The 17,757-nt window shown below is 28.3% G+C and carries 17 protein-coding genes; 9 read left to right on the forward strand and 8 right to left on the reverse strand.

Annotated features, from left to right (window positions below):
* Window positions 1–1,034: 1,034 nt before the first annotated feature.
* The 3 genes from Q0649_RS16675 to Q0649_RS16685 all read right to left on the reverse strand — a co-directional run bounded on the left by Q0649_RS16675 (window position 1,035) and on the right by Q0649_RS16685 (window position 3,854).
* Window positions 1,035–1,754, reverse strand: coding sequence for a polysaccharide deacetylase family protein (locus Q0649_RS16675; RefSeq protein ID WP_298844630.1), 720 nt, complete (start codon window positions 1,752–1,754; stop codon window positions 1,035–1,037).
* 301 nt (window positions 1,755–2,055) lie between these two features.
* Window positions 2,056–2,604 carry a hypothetical protein gene (locus Q0649_RS16680; RefSeq protein ID WP_298844631.1) on the reverse strand — a complete coding sequence of 183 codons (549 nt, stop codon included), beginning with the start codon at window positions 2,602–2,604 and terminating at the stop codon, window positions 2,056–2,058.
* A gap of 29 nt (window positions 2,605–2,633) precedes the next feature.
* Window positions 2,634–3,854 (reverse strand): amidase domain-containing protein, encoded by a 1,221-nt coding sequence (locus tag Q0649_RS16685; RefSeq protein ID WP_298844633.1) that lies wholly within the window; start codon window positions 3,852–3,854, stop codon window positions 2,634–2,636.
* Window positions 3,855–4,031: 177 nt separating this feature from the next.
* On the opposite strand from Q0649_RS16685, the gene Q0649_RS16690 reads away from it, so the two are divergent.
* The 8 genes from Q0649_RS16690 to Q0649_RS16730 all read left to right on the forward strand — a co-directional run bounded on the left by Q0649_RS16690 (window position 4,032) and on the right by Q0649_RS16730 (window position 8,669).
* Entirely contained in the window at window positions 4,032–4,409 is a 378-nt protein-coding gene (locus Q0649_RS16690; protein WP_298844634.1) for an MATE family efflux transporter, read from the forward strand.
* A 111-nt stretch (window positions 4,410–4,520) separates the two neighbouring features.
* Window positions 4,521–4,868, forward strand: a complete 348-nt coding sequence (locus Q0649_RS16695; RefSeq protein ID WP_298844636.1) for a hypothetical protein — start codon at window positions 4,521–4,523, stop codon at window positions 4,866–4,868.
* Between the two features lie 12 nt (window positions 4,869–4,880).
* Window positions 4,881–5,312, forward strand: coding sequence for an MATE family efflux transporter (locus Q0649_RS16700; protein ID WP_298844639.1), 432 nt, complete (start codon window positions 4,881–4,883; stop codon window positions 5,310–5,312).
* Window positions 5,313–5,820: 508 nt separating this feature from the next.
* Window positions 5,821–5,991, forward strand: a complete 171-nt coding sequence (locus Q0649_RS16705; RefSeq protein WP_298844642.1) for a hypothetical protein — start codon at window positions 5,821–5,823, stop codon at window positions 5,989–5,991.
* Between the two features lie 526 nt (window positions 5,992–6,517).
* Window positions 6,518–6,886 (forward strand): hypothetical protein, encoded by a 369-nt coding sequence (locus Q0649_RS16710; protein WP_298844645.1) that lies wholly within the window; start codon window positions 6,518–6,520, stop codon window positions 6,884–6,886.
* A 215-nt stretch (window positions 6,887–7,101) separates the two neighbouring features.
* Complete coding sequence (locus Q0649_RS16715; RefSeq protein ID WP_298844648.1) at window positions 7,102–7,293, forward strand: hypothetical protein; 192 nt, start codon at window positions 7,102–7,104, stop codon at window positions 7,291–7,293.
* Between the two features lie 469 nt (window positions 7,294–7,762).
* Window positions 7,763–8,002, forward strand: coding sequence for a hypothetical protein (locus Q0649_RS16725; protein WP_298844651.1), 240 nt, complete (start codon window positions 7,763–7,765; stop codon window positions 8,000–8,002).
* Between the two features lie 451 nt (window positions 8,003–8,453).
* Window positions 8,454–8,669: a hypothetical protein gene (locus tag Q0649_RS16730; protein ID WP_298844654.1), complete on the forward strand. Its 216-nt coding sequence runs from the start codon at window positions 8,454–8,456 to the stop codon at window positions 8,667–8,669.
* A 292-nt stretch (window positions 8,670–8,961) separates the two neighbouring features.
* On the opposite strand, the gene Q0649_RS16735 is transcribed toward Q0649_RS16730, so the two are convergent.
* Window positions 8,962–9,153 carry an amidase domain-containing protein gene (locus tag Q0649_RS16735; protein WP_298844656.1) on the reverse strand — a complete coding sequence of 64 codons (192 nt, stop codon included), beginning with the start codon at window positions 9,151–9,153 and terminating at the stop codon, window positions 8,962–8,964.
* A 271-nt stretch (window positions 9,154–9,424) separates the two neighbouring features.
* Complete coding sequence (gene ytaF / locus Q0649_RS16740; protein ID WP_298844659.1) at window positions 9,425–10,039, reverse strand: sporulation membrane protein YtaF; 615 nt, start codon at window positions 10,037–10,039, stop codon at window positions 9,425–9,427.
* 359 nt (window positions 10,040–10,398) lie between these two features.
* Here ytaF and Q0649_RS16745 point away from each other — a divergent pair, with 359 nt between their 5' ends.
* The gene (locus Q0649_RS16745) at window positions 10,399–12,639 is read left to right on the forward strand and encodes a flotillin family protein (protein ID WP_298844661.1); all 2,241 of its coding nucleotides are present in this window, start codon (window positions 10,399–10,401) and stop codon (window positions 12,637–12,639) included.
* Window positions 12,640–12,775: 136 nt separating this feature from the next.
* Here the strand turns inward: Q0649_RS16745 and Q0649_RS16750 are convergent, their stop codons facing one another.
* The 3 genes from Q0649_RS16750 to Q0649_RS16760 all read right to left on the reverse strand — a co-directional run bounded on the left by Q0649_RS16750 (window position 12,776) and on the right by Q0649_RS16760 (window position 16,330).
* A complete protein-coding gene (locus Q0649_RS16750) occupies window positions 12,776–13,453 on the reverse strand; it encodes a polysaccharide deacetylase family protein (protein WP_298844664.1) in 678 nt (225 codons plus the stop codon).
* A gap of 1,011 nt (window positions 13,454–14,464) precedes the next feature.
* Window positions 14,465–15,052, reverse strand: coding sequence for a zinc dependent phospholipase C family protein (locus Q0649_RS16755; protein WP_298844665.1), 588 nt, complete (start codon window positions 15,050–15,052; stop codon window positions 14,465–14,467).
* Between the two features lie 288 nt (window positions 15,053–15,340).
* The gene (locus tag Q0649_RS16760; protein ID WP_298844668.1) at window positions 15,341–16,330 is read right to left on the reverse strand and encodes a lysylphosphatidylglycerol synthase transmembrane domain-containing protein; all 990 of its coding nucleotides are present in this window, start codon (window positions 16,328–16,330) and stop codon (window positions 15,341–15,343) included.
* Between the last annotated feature and the right edge of the window lie 1,427 nt (window positions 16,331–17,757).

Here is a 17,757-nt window from a genome sequence, read left to right on the forward strand (position 1 = left end):
TACCATGAGTTAATATTTGCTACACTTATAAATGCTCCAATATTTGAAGAAGAAGTTTAATATAAGGTTTGAGTTAATGAATTGCGGTATAACGGAGTGAATTTAACATACCACATAATAAGTATATAACAAATGTCGTGAAAGTTCGTTTCACGGCATTTGTCTTTTTTTATGCTACTTATTTAGAATGTTTTACTTTTTTATTGATAACTATTTATGTAAATATTAGTGGCCTTTTTTTAAATTATAGAAGATTTAGAAGATACAATAACAAAATTTTAGTGATCTTAATAATTACTACATGTAAGAAGAATTTATTATTCTTACATTACGCAAGAAACTGTTTAATTATAAGTCTTGTTAAGCATTCAGTTAAATTTAACGAAGTGATTATCTCATTGAAGGTATTGTTTTATTTTATATGGTATATTATAAATATAGTACATTCATAAACATAACTTGCATAGAATCAAATCTAGGTTCTCCTCTTATTTATAATATTGAACTCATTGCCTGGTAACCTTCCTCTCCATCAGTACAAACTAAAAAGTCATTGTATCTTAGGACAGGTCAAGGTGATTTAAGAAAAATCATAGATCAACCAGGAGAATTTGATTGTGTCTATTAGAGGGTAACATGATTTTTCTCTTTAATATAGAAGTTGGTACATTCAGATTGAAATCTTTAAGGAATTGGCATAGCCTAGACTTAGTGTAAATATAACACAATGACATCTAAATATTCCATAAGTAATGATTTTTAATTAAGTTTTATAATAGCGTGCTGTCGGATCATAAAATACCTAGTATACTCAAAGAATAAACATTTAATATCAATAGAGTTAATAAAAATCAAAAAATAATTTCTAGTTGTAGAATTATGTCCTCTAGTTAGATTCATTCAATTAGAGGGCATAATTATTTACATAGTTTATTATATATGGCAATACGAACAGTACTGCATTAGCAGGAACTTGTCTCATTCTACATTCTTATGAAGACAAAATATTAATTCCTAAAATGTTTTATGATGGATTATTTATTACTTTTAATAGGAAAGTAATTTTCAGGTGTTTTATCATTAATAATTTTAAATTCATATCCATTATCCTTATAAAATTTTATTACTCTAGGTAGCGCCTTACATGTGTTTTTATGCATATAATCACAATGCATAAGCAGTATTATAGGATGCTCTCTAACTGTAGTTTTTGTTGCTTCTCTATACAGCTTGTCAGGAGGAGTTTTACAATTGATTCCATCTGACATTACAGCATTCCAATCGTATACTTTAAGATTATAGCCATGAAGTTGTTCTAAAAAAGTCTTGGTTAAATGTTTGCAACTGCCAGAAGGGAATCTTATTATTGTTGGCTTAAATCCCGTAATAGTACTAATTTCATCCTGAGATTTCAACATTTCAGATATAAAACCTTTTCTACTAGAGTATATTTTCTTATATGTGTGCGTATAAGTATGAAGCCCTATACTATGCTCTTCAGTATATATTCTTTTTACCACAGCTTCTTGTCCCTTAATTTGATTTCCAATAAGAAAAAAAGTTGCTTTGACATCATTTTCTTTAAGTATATCTAAAACTTTATCTGTCATAATACTAGGTCCGTCATCAAAGGTTAAGTATATTACTTTTTCATTGATTTTGATTAGTGTAGAATGGCCTAAGGCTACTTGACTACCTAAAAAACAAGACATAAGTAATAAACCTATAAACATAATTAAACTTTTCTTTCTCATATTTTCTCCTTGCTATATATTGTTAAGCTTTAAGATATATAAACTTAAACTTACTATTTATTATTATCTAAATTAACCTATATAATAAGTGGAATTTAATGCAATATACGATGAATTTAATTATATAATCATACTCTCATTAAGCATAAATGAAGAAAAGATTATTAATACTAATAATGATATTAGACAAGAGGTAAAAAATAAAATGAATTAAACAAAGCAACATATAATGATAAAATAAAAACAAAAATTAGTTAACTAATTAATTGGCTAATTGATTTTGTTTTTATTAAATATTATATTACTTTTTTAATTCTTTTTTTCCAGAAACTATACTTGTGGTATCCATTTTGAATGTAGATTTAGCTTCATCGGTAGTGAAATACACATTCCCCTTAACTATAGTTTTTATTAAATGAAAGTTGTTTGACGAAACATAAATATTTCCTTTGAATGTTCCATATTCTATACTGGTTTGAGGACTATTGACAGTCAATTTTGGCACAGTCAAAGTTAATCTGCTCTTATCCTCGTCTTGACCGTATAAATCTATCTTGCGTTCTAAAATAGCCTTACCAGTAGCATCTTTTTTACCGCTTTTATAATCACCATTAAGTATGAGATTTTTATTAATAGTTAGATTTTTTGTTATTGCGATACACCAAGTACCCTCATTACTTATTGCCTTTTCAAAATCAGCTACAGTACTTACCATTGAGACTGTTTTCCCTGTTTGCCCTGTTTTAGGTGATGTTGTTTGTTTTGAAATTGTAGGTCGCTTACTACAACCTACAAATAGTATCATTAATATGATTATAGCTGCTGTAAATAATATGAATCTAGACTTCATTAGAAATCCTCCTTATTAGCAAGACATTTTTATTTTACATGTATTAAGTAGAAATTAATATTTTTATCACCCCAGCCTAAATCCCAAGGCACACGATATCTGTCAATAGTATGGGTATTAACAAGAGGATAACCATGAGAGTCAAAACCAGTTACTATAGCAAAATGGTCTATATCATTACCTATGGCATAACATATAAGATCTCCTATATCTAATTTTTGTATTGCGCCACATGGATAGCCGGGAATTGGGGAAACTAACTCCTTAAATGTTCCTTTCCCAACTATTTTTCCCTTCCCACAGTAAGTTAAATATTTTTTAAATGCATCAGCATTAACCCATGCTGAACTTCCTTCAGCTCCACCATATCTTTGATAAGTACAATTCCAAGTATCATCAAACCTTAGACTACCACCGTTTTTATCTCCGATTGATTGAGATACATAATTAGTACAATTTCCACCAATGCCAGTATAGTTTTTGTATATTTTATTATATTTTGTTGAATTGCCACTTGCCCATGGTATTCCACAGTATTTATCTGCATATTTGACAGCATTTAGTTTGTCATAATGACCTTTGGTAACAACCTTGGGTTCAGAGGGTGTTTTAGGACAATTTTCGAGTATATAAATAGGGTCTTTATCAGCCTTAAGCTTAACGTCTTTTATTTCTCCTGAATAAGATTTTAATGCATCTTCAAAACAATCTAAATAGTAATCAGAATAAATTATCCATTTATCTCCTTTTTTTATAAGTTCCATAGAGTGTGTTAATCCCACTCCAAAGATATTTGTAGTAGGTGTTTTATCATTTTTATAATTATATTGGAACTTATAATATTCATCAACCAATAATCGAAGACCTCTTTTGGTAGTAGTTATCTTTCTGATTTTGGGATTAGATTCAACTTTTATAAAATTCATGCTTCTTTGAGTTGACCAATCATTAAAATAACTAAGTCTTTTAACTTCGTGCTCCAAACTCCACTTTCCAAGTTTTTGAGAAGTATCATAATAATTGGAGAGATTAGTAATATCTTTGGTAATAAACATGGAACAACGATTTTTATAAATATTTTCGAGTAATTTTGTCATTTCAGTTGTATCAGAATTCTCTAGAGCTACTGTAGAAATAGCCTTATCTTTATTTGCAAAAAGATTACAACATTTATAGCCAAACAAACTTGCTAATAAAACAAAAGACAGAATAATAATAGGAATACGGATTTTGTGAGTATAGTTTCTCATGAATTCTATTCACCTCCAAGTTATTTAAAAATAAACGTGGATTTAGTATTCCACATTAATAGAATTTCTTGCAAAAATAAAAGAGGCGTTAATTTGATTTTTTGGAAAATTGTTCATCAAAATAAATTTAGCTAATATACTTTATAATGTAATTAATTTTTGTGAGGTAGCTAATATATGGAGAATAGGGATATAACAAATAATGTCCTCAATACTTCGCTACCTGTAGTTGCGGAGATAACAATATATACGCTAATGTCTATTTTCGATTTAATGATGATTAGTAGATATGGTGGGAATATAGCGGTAAGTGCTGTAGGGTTAAGTAATAATTTAACAAATGCATTTATGGGGATATTTATTTCAGGGGGATTTTGTATAAGTATTGTTTCATTAGTTTCTAGACTAGTAGGTGCAAAGCAATATAATGTTGCTGAAAAATTTGCTTCATTAGGATTTATTTTAGGTTTTAGTACTTGTTTAATTATTATAATTATAGTTTTTTCTTTGGTAAAGAGCTTCTTTATATACTTGGAGCTAGAAATAAAATTTTAGAAATAGGAAACTCATTTATAAGAATTAACTCAATAGCTATATTTTTTGTATAAATATGAGACTTTTAAATTCTATTTTAATTGGATATGGAAACACTTTTACACCATTTGTATGTTCCTTAGTTTATTTTCTTTTAAGATAATTTTAAGCTATTTACTGATTTTTGGTATTGTGTTTAAGGCAAGGGGAATAGATGGATCTGCTATAGCCTCTACAATCGCTTATTTATGTGGATTTGTTTTTTCTTTCTACTATACTGTGTTCAAGGCAAAAATTAAGTTTAAACCATTTTATATTTTTTCAATTTCTTTTAAAAACATAAAAAAAATATTAGCATTAGCTATTCCTTGTTCCATGGAGGAAGCTGTATTTAGTATCAGCAAATTGATATGTGTTGCTATTATAATTCATTCTGGGAGTGTTGCATTTGCATCGGATGAAATAGCTAATATGATATAAGGACTTTCAGTTATGCCAAGTATTGGATTTGGTATTGCGGTTATTACTTTAGTAGGACTTAACGTAGGAAAAAAGGATTATAAAAAAGCTAAAAAAGCTGAAAAAGCTGCTTTTAACTGTGTTTTTTATGCAGTATTTATAATGGGCATATTTGCAATAATATTCTTAGTTATGCCTAACATTCTGGTGAATTTTTTTGTGAATAATTATGAAAAAAGAGTTGCTTATTTAGCTGGTAGGTGTCTTTTCATCGGAGCAATAGAGCAACCGTTTATAGGTATATCTATAGTATTTGAAGGCGCATTAAAGGGTATAGGAGACGTTAAGAGTCCGTTTTTCATTTGTTGTTTTACAAGCTGGATTATAAGATTGCCCCTAACCTATTATTTTATTAATATTTTAAAATATCCAGTTACAGCTGTATGGTGTATTATTGCGCTGTAATGGGGAGTTGATGCTCTTCTTATGTTTATCTTCTTTAATTACAGATTTAATAAATTATTAAAAAATCAATTAATCTGTAGAACATAAACTCTTAAGTAACATTATTAGATAAATTGCTACCTGCACAATGTTGTAATATTATGTAGTGAAACTATTTGTTGTGTTATATAAAATACTAAGATAATCAAATGAAGATATGTGAATGATTTATGCTGATACTATTAAGGGATTAGTTGCTGCTAAGACGATAACACAGACCCAGTCAAAAAAAAGTAATAAACAAATAAGATAAATGAAAAAGTTGAAAAAGGTATGAAGAAGTAGGGTTAATAGGTGCAATTGATTTACAAAAAATATTGATCAGAGCATCCCGTTGTGGGTGCTTTTTTATTTGTCAAAATAGAAGTATGTTGTAATAAAAATTTATCAAGAAAAGTATATTTGTATGCACTTAATCAAATAATAGAGTAAATAAAATAAATAACATCAGGATGATGGAGGATGCAAAATGATGGAAACAATAAAAGAAAAAGAAGACTTATATAATTATAATAATTCTATTTTTGAAAAAGTATATTTTACAAATGGTGATATGGCTTTACGTTTTCAAACAATAAAAGATAAAGAATCATTTGATGAATTAATAGATAAATCTTTAAAAGAATTAAATAAAATTTAGCTATAATAGAATAAGAAAGAAGCTAAGAAAATTAGCTCCTTTTTAAATTCTTAATTCGTATTTGTTATTAACGCACTTTACTATTGTATATAGTAAATAATTCTTGCCAATTATATAGCGAAACTTAATAAAGGCAAACGCCAACTGATACATAATGTAAAAGAGAGCAGTAGATAATCTACTGCTCTAATACATAATACTAAACTAGTATAATTACATATATTATAAAAATAATCATAAAAATTAATACAACTTATATTGAGGTTCTTGTTTCTGAATATATTTCTGTCTTCTTTTTAAAAGGTGCATTGATGAATCAAGTTGTATTGCGATTTGCTGTTTTCTCAGCATCAATTAGAGCCCCTGCTACAAATAAAAAAAATGACTGTATTAGACTATTAGAAATAGCACCTTATTTAATGTCTATTGATAAACATAAAATTTTTATAAAAGTAGTAATAGTATATTTCGATTACATTATCCTAATGATAAATAAATATAATAAAATAAATAGGATGGTGTAAAAATGAAAAATACAAAAATAAGTTCAATTCTTATTATAGTCAGTTTATCTACTATGTTATTTGCTGGTTGTAGTTCCACAAAACCAACTACTAAAAAACCAATAGTTACTCCTAAAACAGCAGTTAATAATACTGTAAAAGCACTCTCAGAGGATATGAAATTGCTTTATACCGACACCCTTAAGGTATTAGTTAAAGCTAAGACAATAACGCAAACCCAATCAGATAAAGTAATGGCTGAAGTAAAGAAAAATGTGTCACAGGTTAAAGGCAATTTTAACAAATTAAGTAAATTAGTAAAAGATAAAGTAATTACTCAATTACAAGCTGATATAATAAATGAAAAAATTCAAAAGAATATGAAAAAGTAAAAAATGAATGATAAAAATAAAAATTGAATAATAAAAAATAAGACACTCAAGATAGTGCCTTTTTTAATACCCAAAATTAATTTGAAATGGTGATTCTATGGGTTGACGGTGGCTTTTTATAGCAAGTATAATGTAGCTTAGTAATTAGCATTCAATGCAAAACTTGAGGGTTTACAAATGATAATAAGAAATAGATAGACAAAGGAGTAATAGATATGGCAGAAGAATGTAAAGTATGCATAATCGCAGACAGAATAGGTCGAATAGAAGATGATATAGAAAAGAATGAGCAACATAGTAAAAAAACTGAAAAGGCCGTTTACAGAAAGTATGTCGTCACAAGTACCCCCTTATCTAATGATGTTGGTATTGATATATTTAGATTTTATTCATACTTATTATGTTAAATGACTTTTATGAATTAATTTTCAATTAATCTATTTTACGCCAACTGTCTTACTTCTACGTTCCATTAAAAGTATATCCAACCATTTTTCATTTTAGCGACTTTTTCTCTTATCCCAATGCTTCTAAACCCACATTTTTCATCTAATGATATATTTAATGTATAATCGTAATCATACAACATAAGCTATATTGTGAAGCTGCTCTGGTGTGTGTAGTTTTTTTATAATCGCTTGAAAGAATAACTACTTCAACTAATCGTTGAAGTAGTTATTCTTTTACACTTAGGAGTACACCTCTATGCAGTACCTTTTATCAATGTTATTCTAATAATAAAGGATTTTACATTTAAATTATGGATTAATTTTCAAATTTTATTTGATGTTTAAACCAGAATAAACGGATATAATATGTATGTTCTATTTTTAAAACAAGATAGGTAATAATATTGTATAATGGAGGACATAATTCATGAAAAAATTTAATGATTGGATAGGTGATAAACTTTCAAATGGATTATCTTCTATGACGGTATTTTATATAATTACTCTTTTGGTGTTAGCACCATTAATTGTTGAAAGGCCTGCTACGATAATGGCTTGGATACAATATTTGAGTACCGCAGTATTACAAGCTTGTGCATTACCTCTTCTTGGATACACAACGAATAAACAAGGCAATATTCAATCAAAGTTATTACAAGAAACTTAAGATTGTTAAAAAAGAACAATCACTTGCAAAAAAACAAAGACATAATCATAGTGAAGAAATGGCAGAAATAAAATTAATCGTAGAAGAAATCCATAAACATCTTAACGAGAATAAAATATGAGTTTAAATGTCCAAGTCTAGAGTTAGGTTAAATACTAGCTTCAGGCTTATTTTTTATACTACATTTATATTAAAGATTGTTTCTTCCAATTGGCTTTCTTTAGTAAATTAATTAAATCATTATCTGTCTATTTTGGGGTAGTGACAGGGTAGTTACCGTGTCAACTTGTACATATAGCTTGGTAAAATTTATATTTTGATGTACGGGTACTTCTAATAAAATAAATCATATTATATGTAAAGAAAATAGATTTAAATAACCATAAATGATTTAAAAAGTTCCATAAGGACTTTCTACTATAGTTAGACATAAACGAGGGGGAAAATATAAATGATAGTTTCAGATCTTATAGCAATTCTTCAACAATTACCACAAGATAGTAAAGTAGTGATACCACACCTTTATAGACTAAAAATGGGTGTGCTTAAAGAAAGTGTTTGGGATATTTTATCTGTAAGCCCACGGTATGACGAAGCTAATAATCTAATCAATTATACAATTAGGTCTAATATTAAGCCTTCCGATGTAAAACAAATAATATTTTAATAGATCATTTTAAGTGTAAAGGGGAGAATCTACATCCCTAGGAAAAGCAACATAACAAATATATTACTGTTATTGATAGATTGATTGATAATTTATTTAGTGAATATTTTTAAAGATCATTATCTGATTTTATGATAATGATCTTTTTATTTTTTTATCTAAATTTTAATATTTACGTTTAGAATTTCTTATATTTCTTATATTTCTTATTTAGATACATATATCCTAGAAGAATTTTCAGTGGTCTATCGGTTAATATGATAAAGTAGAAAGCAATTAAAGCTTGACAACTTTAAATCTTGAACATTTCCCCATGCTTGTTGTAAGGACATTGCCCAATATCATCAAATTCTATACCTCCACCTTCTTTGTTTCCAATTGATTGAGATACATAATTTGTACAACTTCCACCAATATCGGTATACTTTATTATATTTTGTCGAATTTTCACTTGCCCATTGTACCCAACAGTATTTATCTGCATATTTAACAGTATTTATTTTTGCTTTAACCCTTAGTGTTGATGATTTTTCAGTCGGTGTAGCCTATGGTCTGTTTAAAACTCAACTATCATATTAATCATTGATAATGACGGTGTAGGTTCCACAACGTCTACCTATGGTGTAATGCTCATAGGTAGATTCATCTAATATGTTGAGACAACTCAAATTTATAGATACATGTCTAAATGTGTGATTTTGAAAAATAGATATTTCTCAACCTTTTCCAAAGTCCTGTTTGTCAATTTGTTAATGTTAATTAAAAAATTCAATAATACCAAGTATTATTAGCAATATACCTGAAAATAATGGCGCATATTCACCCAAAACCTTACCTAATACATGATTACCTACAGTTTCACCAAATATAATTGTAAGGATACTTAATATAAATGTAGTTATTGCTGTAAATTGAATACTAACTCCTGTTATACTTGCAGCCATTCCAGTTCCTAAATTGTTAAAGGTTAATGCGAATGCTACAATGAGAGCTTCCTTCACATTTATGTTACCAGAGCTATCTAAATCAGATTTTTCAGCATATACAATCATATCAGTAGCATTCTTCAATGCAAGTTCCTTTGACTTGGAGTTATTTATAAGTTTTATTATGCTCTGGGTCACAAAATATGTACCCAAAATAATAATAACTATAGCACCTAGACCATTAGCTACAGAGTGAGGCAAAAATTTTAATATATACGTTCCAACTAACATAGATAAAAATGTTCCTGTAGAGGTTAAAATTGCTATTATAAGATTTGAAATTATCCCTATCTTTATTTCCTTTATCCCGTAAGCTATTCCTACAACTAAGTTATCTAGGTTAGAAGCTAAACTAAATAATAATGCTGATATAATTAATGCCATATATGTTCTTCCTTTTCATTATTTACAGTATAATATACGGTTTGTAAACTTACATTGTGATTAATCATTCATAAAGGAGTCTCTAAATTGTACAAATAATATCATTATTTCACTAATAATGCTTAAATAAATAGGGCAAAGCCTATTTATGATATTAATATTATGTTGAATGATTAGTTTTATATCATTTAAAAAGCTAAACAATTTTTTGAATGAATAATATTAGAAAATAAAAAGATGATGACATACTATTTGTGGAGCATCACTTTAATGCTCGACCGTAGGGAGATTTTGTTCTAGACAAATACTATTATATTGACATATAATATAACAAAACATAATAAAAGGGGGATGGATTTATGGGCTCGTATACAGCGTTAATTATACCAGGAATATTTATTCTAATAATTATTGTAATACTTAGTTTAATAGCCTATGGCATAGGTGCCACAAGTATAGGATCAGATGAAGTAGGTATTGTTGAAAAGTGGTGGAGCTCAGGAGGCTCAGTACCTGCTGATGGTCTTATAGCACTAAAAGGAGAAGCAGGATACCAACCAGAAGTTCTAAGAGCGGGTGTCCATTTTAAGACACGTTTCAAATATAAGGTTAAGAAGGTAAGGCTAGTAACCATACCACAAGGGCAAATAGCTTATGTGTTTTCAAGGTCTGGAGAAAGTTTAGGTGATGGTCAAACTCTTGGTAGGGTTATACCACAAAGTAAATCATTTCAAGATGTGGTAGCATTTTTAAATAATGGTGGTCAAAAGGGTCCGCAAAGACAAATTCTTCGTGAGGGTACGTACGCATTTAATCTAGCACAATTTATTATAATTACAAAAGACAGGGTGCACTCAATATTTACTTCAAAAGATGAAACGGCACAAATAGAAACAATGCGTAGTGATTTATCTATAGAAAATGGTTTTAGTCCAGTAATTATATCCAATTCAAAAGTTTCAGTGCAAAATACTCAGCTGGATGAAAATAGTGAAATAGATGTGTCATATAATAAAACAGCAAATAAACAAGGTAGTCGTGATACTATAGGTATTGTAACTATTAATGAGGGACCAACACCTGACAATGGGGCAATTATAGCACCTATTGTTGGCGAAGGTATAAATAATGAGTTTTATCATAATAATTTCCAAGAGCCAGAAAAATTTTTAGCTGCAGATGGAAGAAAAGGTAAACAGATGCAAGTACTTACAGATGGGGTTTATTTTATTAATAGAATGTTTGCAAGTGTTGATATAGTACCTAAAAGCATAATAGATATTGGTTATGTAGGGGTTGTGGTAAGCTATTTTGGCGATAAAGGTGAAGATGTTTCAGGTACAGGGTATTCTCATGGAGAACTTGTAGAACAAGGGAAAAAGGGCATTTGGAGAGATTCTATGATGCCAGGAAAGTATGCATTTAATACTTATGCAGGTAAAGTTGTGCCAGTACCTACTACAAACGTAATTCTTAAGTGGATCAGTGGTCAAAATGGGGTACACAAGTTAGATGATAATTTAAAAGAAATTAGTTTAATAACTAAAGATGCTTTTGAACCTAATTTACCACTTACAGTAGTATTTAACATTGATTATAGAAAAGCATCATCAGTTATACAAAGATTTGGAGATATAAAAATGCTTATTGAACAATCTCTTGATCCTATGGTTTCTGGTTACTTTAAAAATATTGGTCAAACGAAAACTCTTATAGAATTAGTTCAAGATAGAAGCCAAATTCAACAACAGGCAGCAGATGAAATGACAAGTAAATTTAAACTATATGATTTAGAACTTCAAGAAGTATTAATAGGAACACCAGCCGCTTCAGCTAGTGATACAAGAATTGAAAAAATTCTTGCACAACTAAGGGATAGACAAGTAGCTATGGAAGAAATTAAGACAAATGAAGCTAAACAAAAATCAGCTGAAAAGCAAAGAGAATTAAATGAAGCAGAGGCAAAGGCAATGGCACAATCAGCTCTTACACAATCAAGTATTGATATAGAGGTAGCTGATAATAAGGGTAAATCTGAATTAAGATTGGCAGAACAGTTAGCATTAAAAACGCAGAAACTTTCCGAAGCAGACAAATATAAAAGGACACAAGAAGCCGATGCTGAAAGATATACTAAAGAGGCTCAGGCAGCAGCCCAAGCAAAGACTATCGAATTAACAGCGAGTGCTAATGCTAAGCAAGTAGAACTACAAGCTAGTGCAGAGGCATTTAGCCTTGAAACAGTAGGTAAAGCAAAGGCATTAAATATTAAAGCGGTTGCAGACGCTACGGCTGAGCAAGAAACAAAAGTAGGAATAGCGAAGGGAACAGCTGCAAGAGCTTTAGTTGAGGCTTATGGTGGCCCGGATTTACAAGTTAAGCAAAGTGTTATGATAGCATTTGCAGAGGCACTAAAGATAAGTAAGTCTCCACTTGTACCACAAACCATAATAATGGGTGGAACTGATGGAAAAACACCTAACGCAATGGAAGGTATAATGAGCATGGTACTTGCAAATATGGCAAGTGGAAAAGGTTCAATATTACCAAAATCTATTGAGAATACAGATGTCAAAAAGGAAAAAAAACCACAAAGTTAATAATCTAAAATGCATACAAAAAATCCAGCAGAATAAATTAATTATTCTACTGGATTTTTCAGTTTTGCTTAACCCAACAAGGGAATGTAACAAGTTACGAAGTTACTGTTTTATGTGCATCCGAGTGGCTTTGATTTCAGTCGAGCGTATTAAATGAATATTTTTGAGCTTTTAAATATTTGATAACTTGTGGTAATGCCTGGACAGTTGTTGCCTTGGTAGAAGCATCATGCATTAAAATAACTACGTGTTCTTTTCCTTTAGTATACTTTTTAAGGTTATTTAGTAATTTATCTACTGGAATATTTTGTCCCTCTGCATCGCCAGTTAAATCATTCCAATCTATATTATTGTATCCATCACTTTTAAGTGCTACTCTAAAAGACTCGAGTTTTTTGCCAAATGATCCACCTGGGAATCTTACTAATTTACTATTGAAATTGCTACCCAGTATTGATTTTAATACGGTATCACATTTAATAACATCACTTATAAAAGTATTAGTATTAGAGTATATATATTTATAATTGTGCGAATATGTGTGGTTCCCAATAGATTGTCTATCTGCTGCTTCCTTCTTTACCAAATCAGGATATTTTATTGCCATACTTCCAACTATAAAAAAAGTTGCCTTTATATTATAGTTATCTAAAGTCTTTAAAATATCAGGAGTAATGTTAGCTGAAGGACCATCATCAAAAGTAAGATAGGCTATTTTATGTCCATCTGGCTTATAAATATGCTTATAGACATCTATAGTTGGCGATTTTATGTTTAATTTGTTACAATTTACTGCATTTTTACTTAAATCCATTGTTGCATTAGCAGGAAGGATACTATTTATTCTACTAGAATTATAAAATATTAAACATAATAGGATAACGATTAAAATTGTTATGACTAAAACAAATCTTCTTTTATTTAGAATTAATATATTCCTTCTATTTTCAAATTTCATTATAATTTAGCCTCAATCATTTTAATATTTGGGTTTGAACTTAATTTATATATTCAAGTATATGTATAATATTTATTATTTATTATTGTTATAAAATATTTCAAAAACTATTTTATAACAATATCGGTGCAAAATGTTATAAGCTCATAGAACAAATTCTTGCAAATGTAAAATTACACATGCTATTATTGATGAAGGAAATACTTAAACAGTGAACTGGCAGAAACGTAAGTGTTGGAGACAATTAAGAATAAATAATTGATATAATAATTATAGGGGTTCAATGTTTTTTTAGCATCTTGTATCTGAAAATCGTCACCATCACAGCTTATCACTTTTACTTCCATTTTTAACTGCTATGCCTACAATTCAGTATCTTTATTCGGCCTATTTGCTCTAGGTACATTTGATAGTTACATTTTATCAATCTGCTAGTGGACAAATTTATGAAAATGATAATATTAAAAAAATCTAATAGAAGTACAAACAGGGAAAGAAATAACTTACAAAGGTACATTACTTCAATTATATAGTGGCGGAATTGTATCATTAAGTGAAGGGAAATTAGTGAGAACCCCTTTCAATTAAACTGATGATAAAGTCGTATATAAATAAGTCCAAATAATAAGTTAAGTGCTATTATAAAATTGGATAATGTTATATTGAAAGGATTAGAAATTGTATTACGCTTGTTATCATTGTGAAATACAAAAATGAATCATAAAAAACGAAAAAAGGACAAAAAAACAAAAGCAATGGATATTTTCAACACTTTCATTGCTTTTGTCCTGTTAAATATTATTGTTCTAATTTTACGGACATAACATATTTTAAATTTTTCTTCATAATTATATATCATTCATTAACTTATCTTAATTGATATTCTTTTGAAATATTAATTTCTTTTTGCTGAAAATATAATTGACTCGAATATATTATTAATTTTGAAATTTGCAATATCACCAATATATCATTGTTTATATCTCTCATTAAGTTTTTAAACTCTAAATTATATTTTTTTTGTAGCTTCAATACTATAGCTTTTATGTTATCTTCATTCATTTCATAATCATTAAACTTTATCTTACCTCTTAAAAAAAGCGATAGTAATTTTATATGTAAAATCACTTCATAAAATATATGTTTATACAAACTTTTTTTCTCATTACCATCTTGATGATATAAACAAAAATAATCACAACCAAAGTGGCAAATAACCCCTAAGCGTCTTGAAAATTCTTTGATTGAAATGTTTTGATCCATCAATCCTTCTGAATATTTATTAACAATATCTAAGCTTTTATCTACTGTGTGTGAACGGTTAATATCGCTATTGTTCAAATCAGGCATTATATTTCCGTATGCAAATGCTAGCCTGTCTAGTTTGAAACCCATATGATTAGATATGTACTTATATAAGATTTGTGATATTAGTAAATGACTATTAACTATCATGGGATTACACTTCCCCTACGTTTATATTTTATTAACAAACTATTATATATTTTTCCCATATTCTTATTTTATAGTTAAAAAATTAAAAGTAGATTAAAAAATCCTTAATTTTGTATTAAAAATTATAAACGGAAAATGATATCACGAGTAGTGAGATTTAATAGTTTATATTATTGTATATAAAGGATAATAAGCATCAGTAAAAATTTCACTTTTCTTAATAAAATTAATTTAATAAGCAAGTCTATTAGAAAAGTTAACTTATTTAATATAAATTAATTAGTTTGATTAGTTCTTCCTAAGAAAATAAAATCCAAATATTATACAGGAGTAAAATGTAATTAATCTCCACAATAATATAGCAGCCATTATATTATAAGATGCGAAAAAGAAACTAAAAAGCATATAAAAAGCACCTTCTGCACCACCCATAGCTCCAGGTGATGGTATAACTGCGGTTATCATCATAATAAATGCAGTCCCTGCTATCATACTACCTATGTTAGCACCTTCCATACCAAAACTAAGATAAATAAAATAGGGAATAATAAAATATATTGTAAGTAGAAGTATTGTATAAATAATAACTTTAAAAATTAATTTTTTGCTATGTTTTGCTATTTCTATATTATTATGAAACAGATCTAGATTATTATTAATGCGTATTTCTAACTTTGACATATTTTTTACTAATTTAAGCTTATTTAATATTTTAGATAAGACTATTATGAACTTATGTGTTAATTTACGATATTTTGAAAATACAATTAAACTTATAATTACACTAGCATGAACTGCAAATCCTAATCCTATCAAATAAAATAAATTGCTCGTATTTCTTTTAAAAAGATCTAATTTCCAAAATATAAGAATTAAAGAATATAAAGTTAATATTGTTTGATAGACAATAAATTTAATCATCAGAGCTGAACCAGATTCACCAGCTCCTAATCCTTGTTTTATAAGTGCATAGAACTGCATTGGTTGACCACCAGATGAAAAAGGAGTAATAGAATTAAAATATTGCCCAATCATTGTAACTTTAAACGCATCTTTTAATTTATAGTCTTTTTTTGTTAGCAATACAATACTTTGCAAAATTTTAGCTTCAAAAATCCAATATAATAGCATGCACATAACTGCAACTAATATCCATTGAATTTGTAAATTATTCATTTGATGAATTAAATCCATCCACCCATGTGATAATATAATAAACAATACAAAAATAACTACTGACGTTATACCCAAAATCAAATTAAATTTATAGTTTTTCATTAACTTACCTACCCTTTATTCATGATATATTTCATGAAAATCGTATTATAGTTTTTTGCTCTGCATTTTAATTATTACATTATAACATTAAAGAAGGATTAAATTATTTAATAAATAAGGTATTTGTAACATATTCAATATAGATAGATTTACACTACAGATTAGTGAAGGTAAATATTTGTTTATTTTAGAAAGAGGCGTTCTGAAAATTCATACTTGTAAAATAAAAAATGATTATTCTACTATTCATAAATTGTAGAATAAACATTTTGAAATTAATAGAACATTAAAATATTTTTGCTCTATCAGTTTACTAAAAAGTGATTTTTATCATTTCTATAATCACTTTTTATCATGATTCTTAAACTGAAGCTAAGACATTTTTAATCTGTTTTTAATGTTATAAATATATAGTATGAAATAAGGCAAAATCTATCGAAGCTTTCAATAACGAACTGGTACAAGAGAATAATCTAGTGTAACCCTAAACAAGGTTACATATATAATCACACAATAAGTAAAGGAGTGTTTTTTTGAAAAGGGTAAGTACCGAAACTATTAGGAATAGTATTATCAATACTGCTGTATTCCTTACCCTAATGTTAGGAATTGAGAATATATTGTATGAATATTACTATAAAATTTATGTTATTTCGTATATAAGCAAATACTTTTACTTTTTTAATCCCGAAACATTAGTACTGCATAGAACGATTTCTGTTATTACAGGATTTGTATTGATTTTTACAAGCTATAGATTATACAAAAGGATGAAGATGGCATGGGTAATTTCAATATGTATGCTATCTGTTTCAATGCTAATGCATGTAATAAACTTTCACAGTTTATTTAGGCCTGTTATTATTGTTGAATTTGTTGTTATCATCATTCTTATTTTTAATTATAAATATTTTAAAAGAGAGTCTGACCCAATAAGTCTCAAGAATAGTATATTTATTGGTGTAATAGTTGTTTTTTTGATTATTATGAATACGTGCTTTGTGGTTTATGAAGTAAATATTAGGCCTTTAACTGTAAACATATTGAGTTATGCTGTTTTACGAACTTTTAGAATGTTGTTTTTAATTGATTTTTCTACGTTAGGACATTTATCAATGAAAGAACTGGTCTTTGTAAAGACTGAAATAGCAATAAACTGGACTGGGGTTTTAGTTGCACTATTTTTTATTTTAAAACCATTTGTTTATCAGCCTTTTGTCACTGCATTTGACAAGGAGAGGGTAAGAAAACTACTTTATAAATACGGCGAAAATTCTCTTTCTTATATTGCTATTGAAGATGACAAAAGATATTATTTTGGCCACAATGTTGAAGGGGTAATAGCATATACAATAGCTGCAGGAGTTGCAGTATAGATCGGAAGAGCGTCGTGTAGGGAAAAAGTGTGGATCAAGTGTAGATCTCGG

Source organism: uncultured Clostridium sp. (assembly GCF_937920395.1).
GTDB lineage: Bacteria > Bacillota > Clostridia > Clostridiales > Clostridiaceae > Clostridium_AD.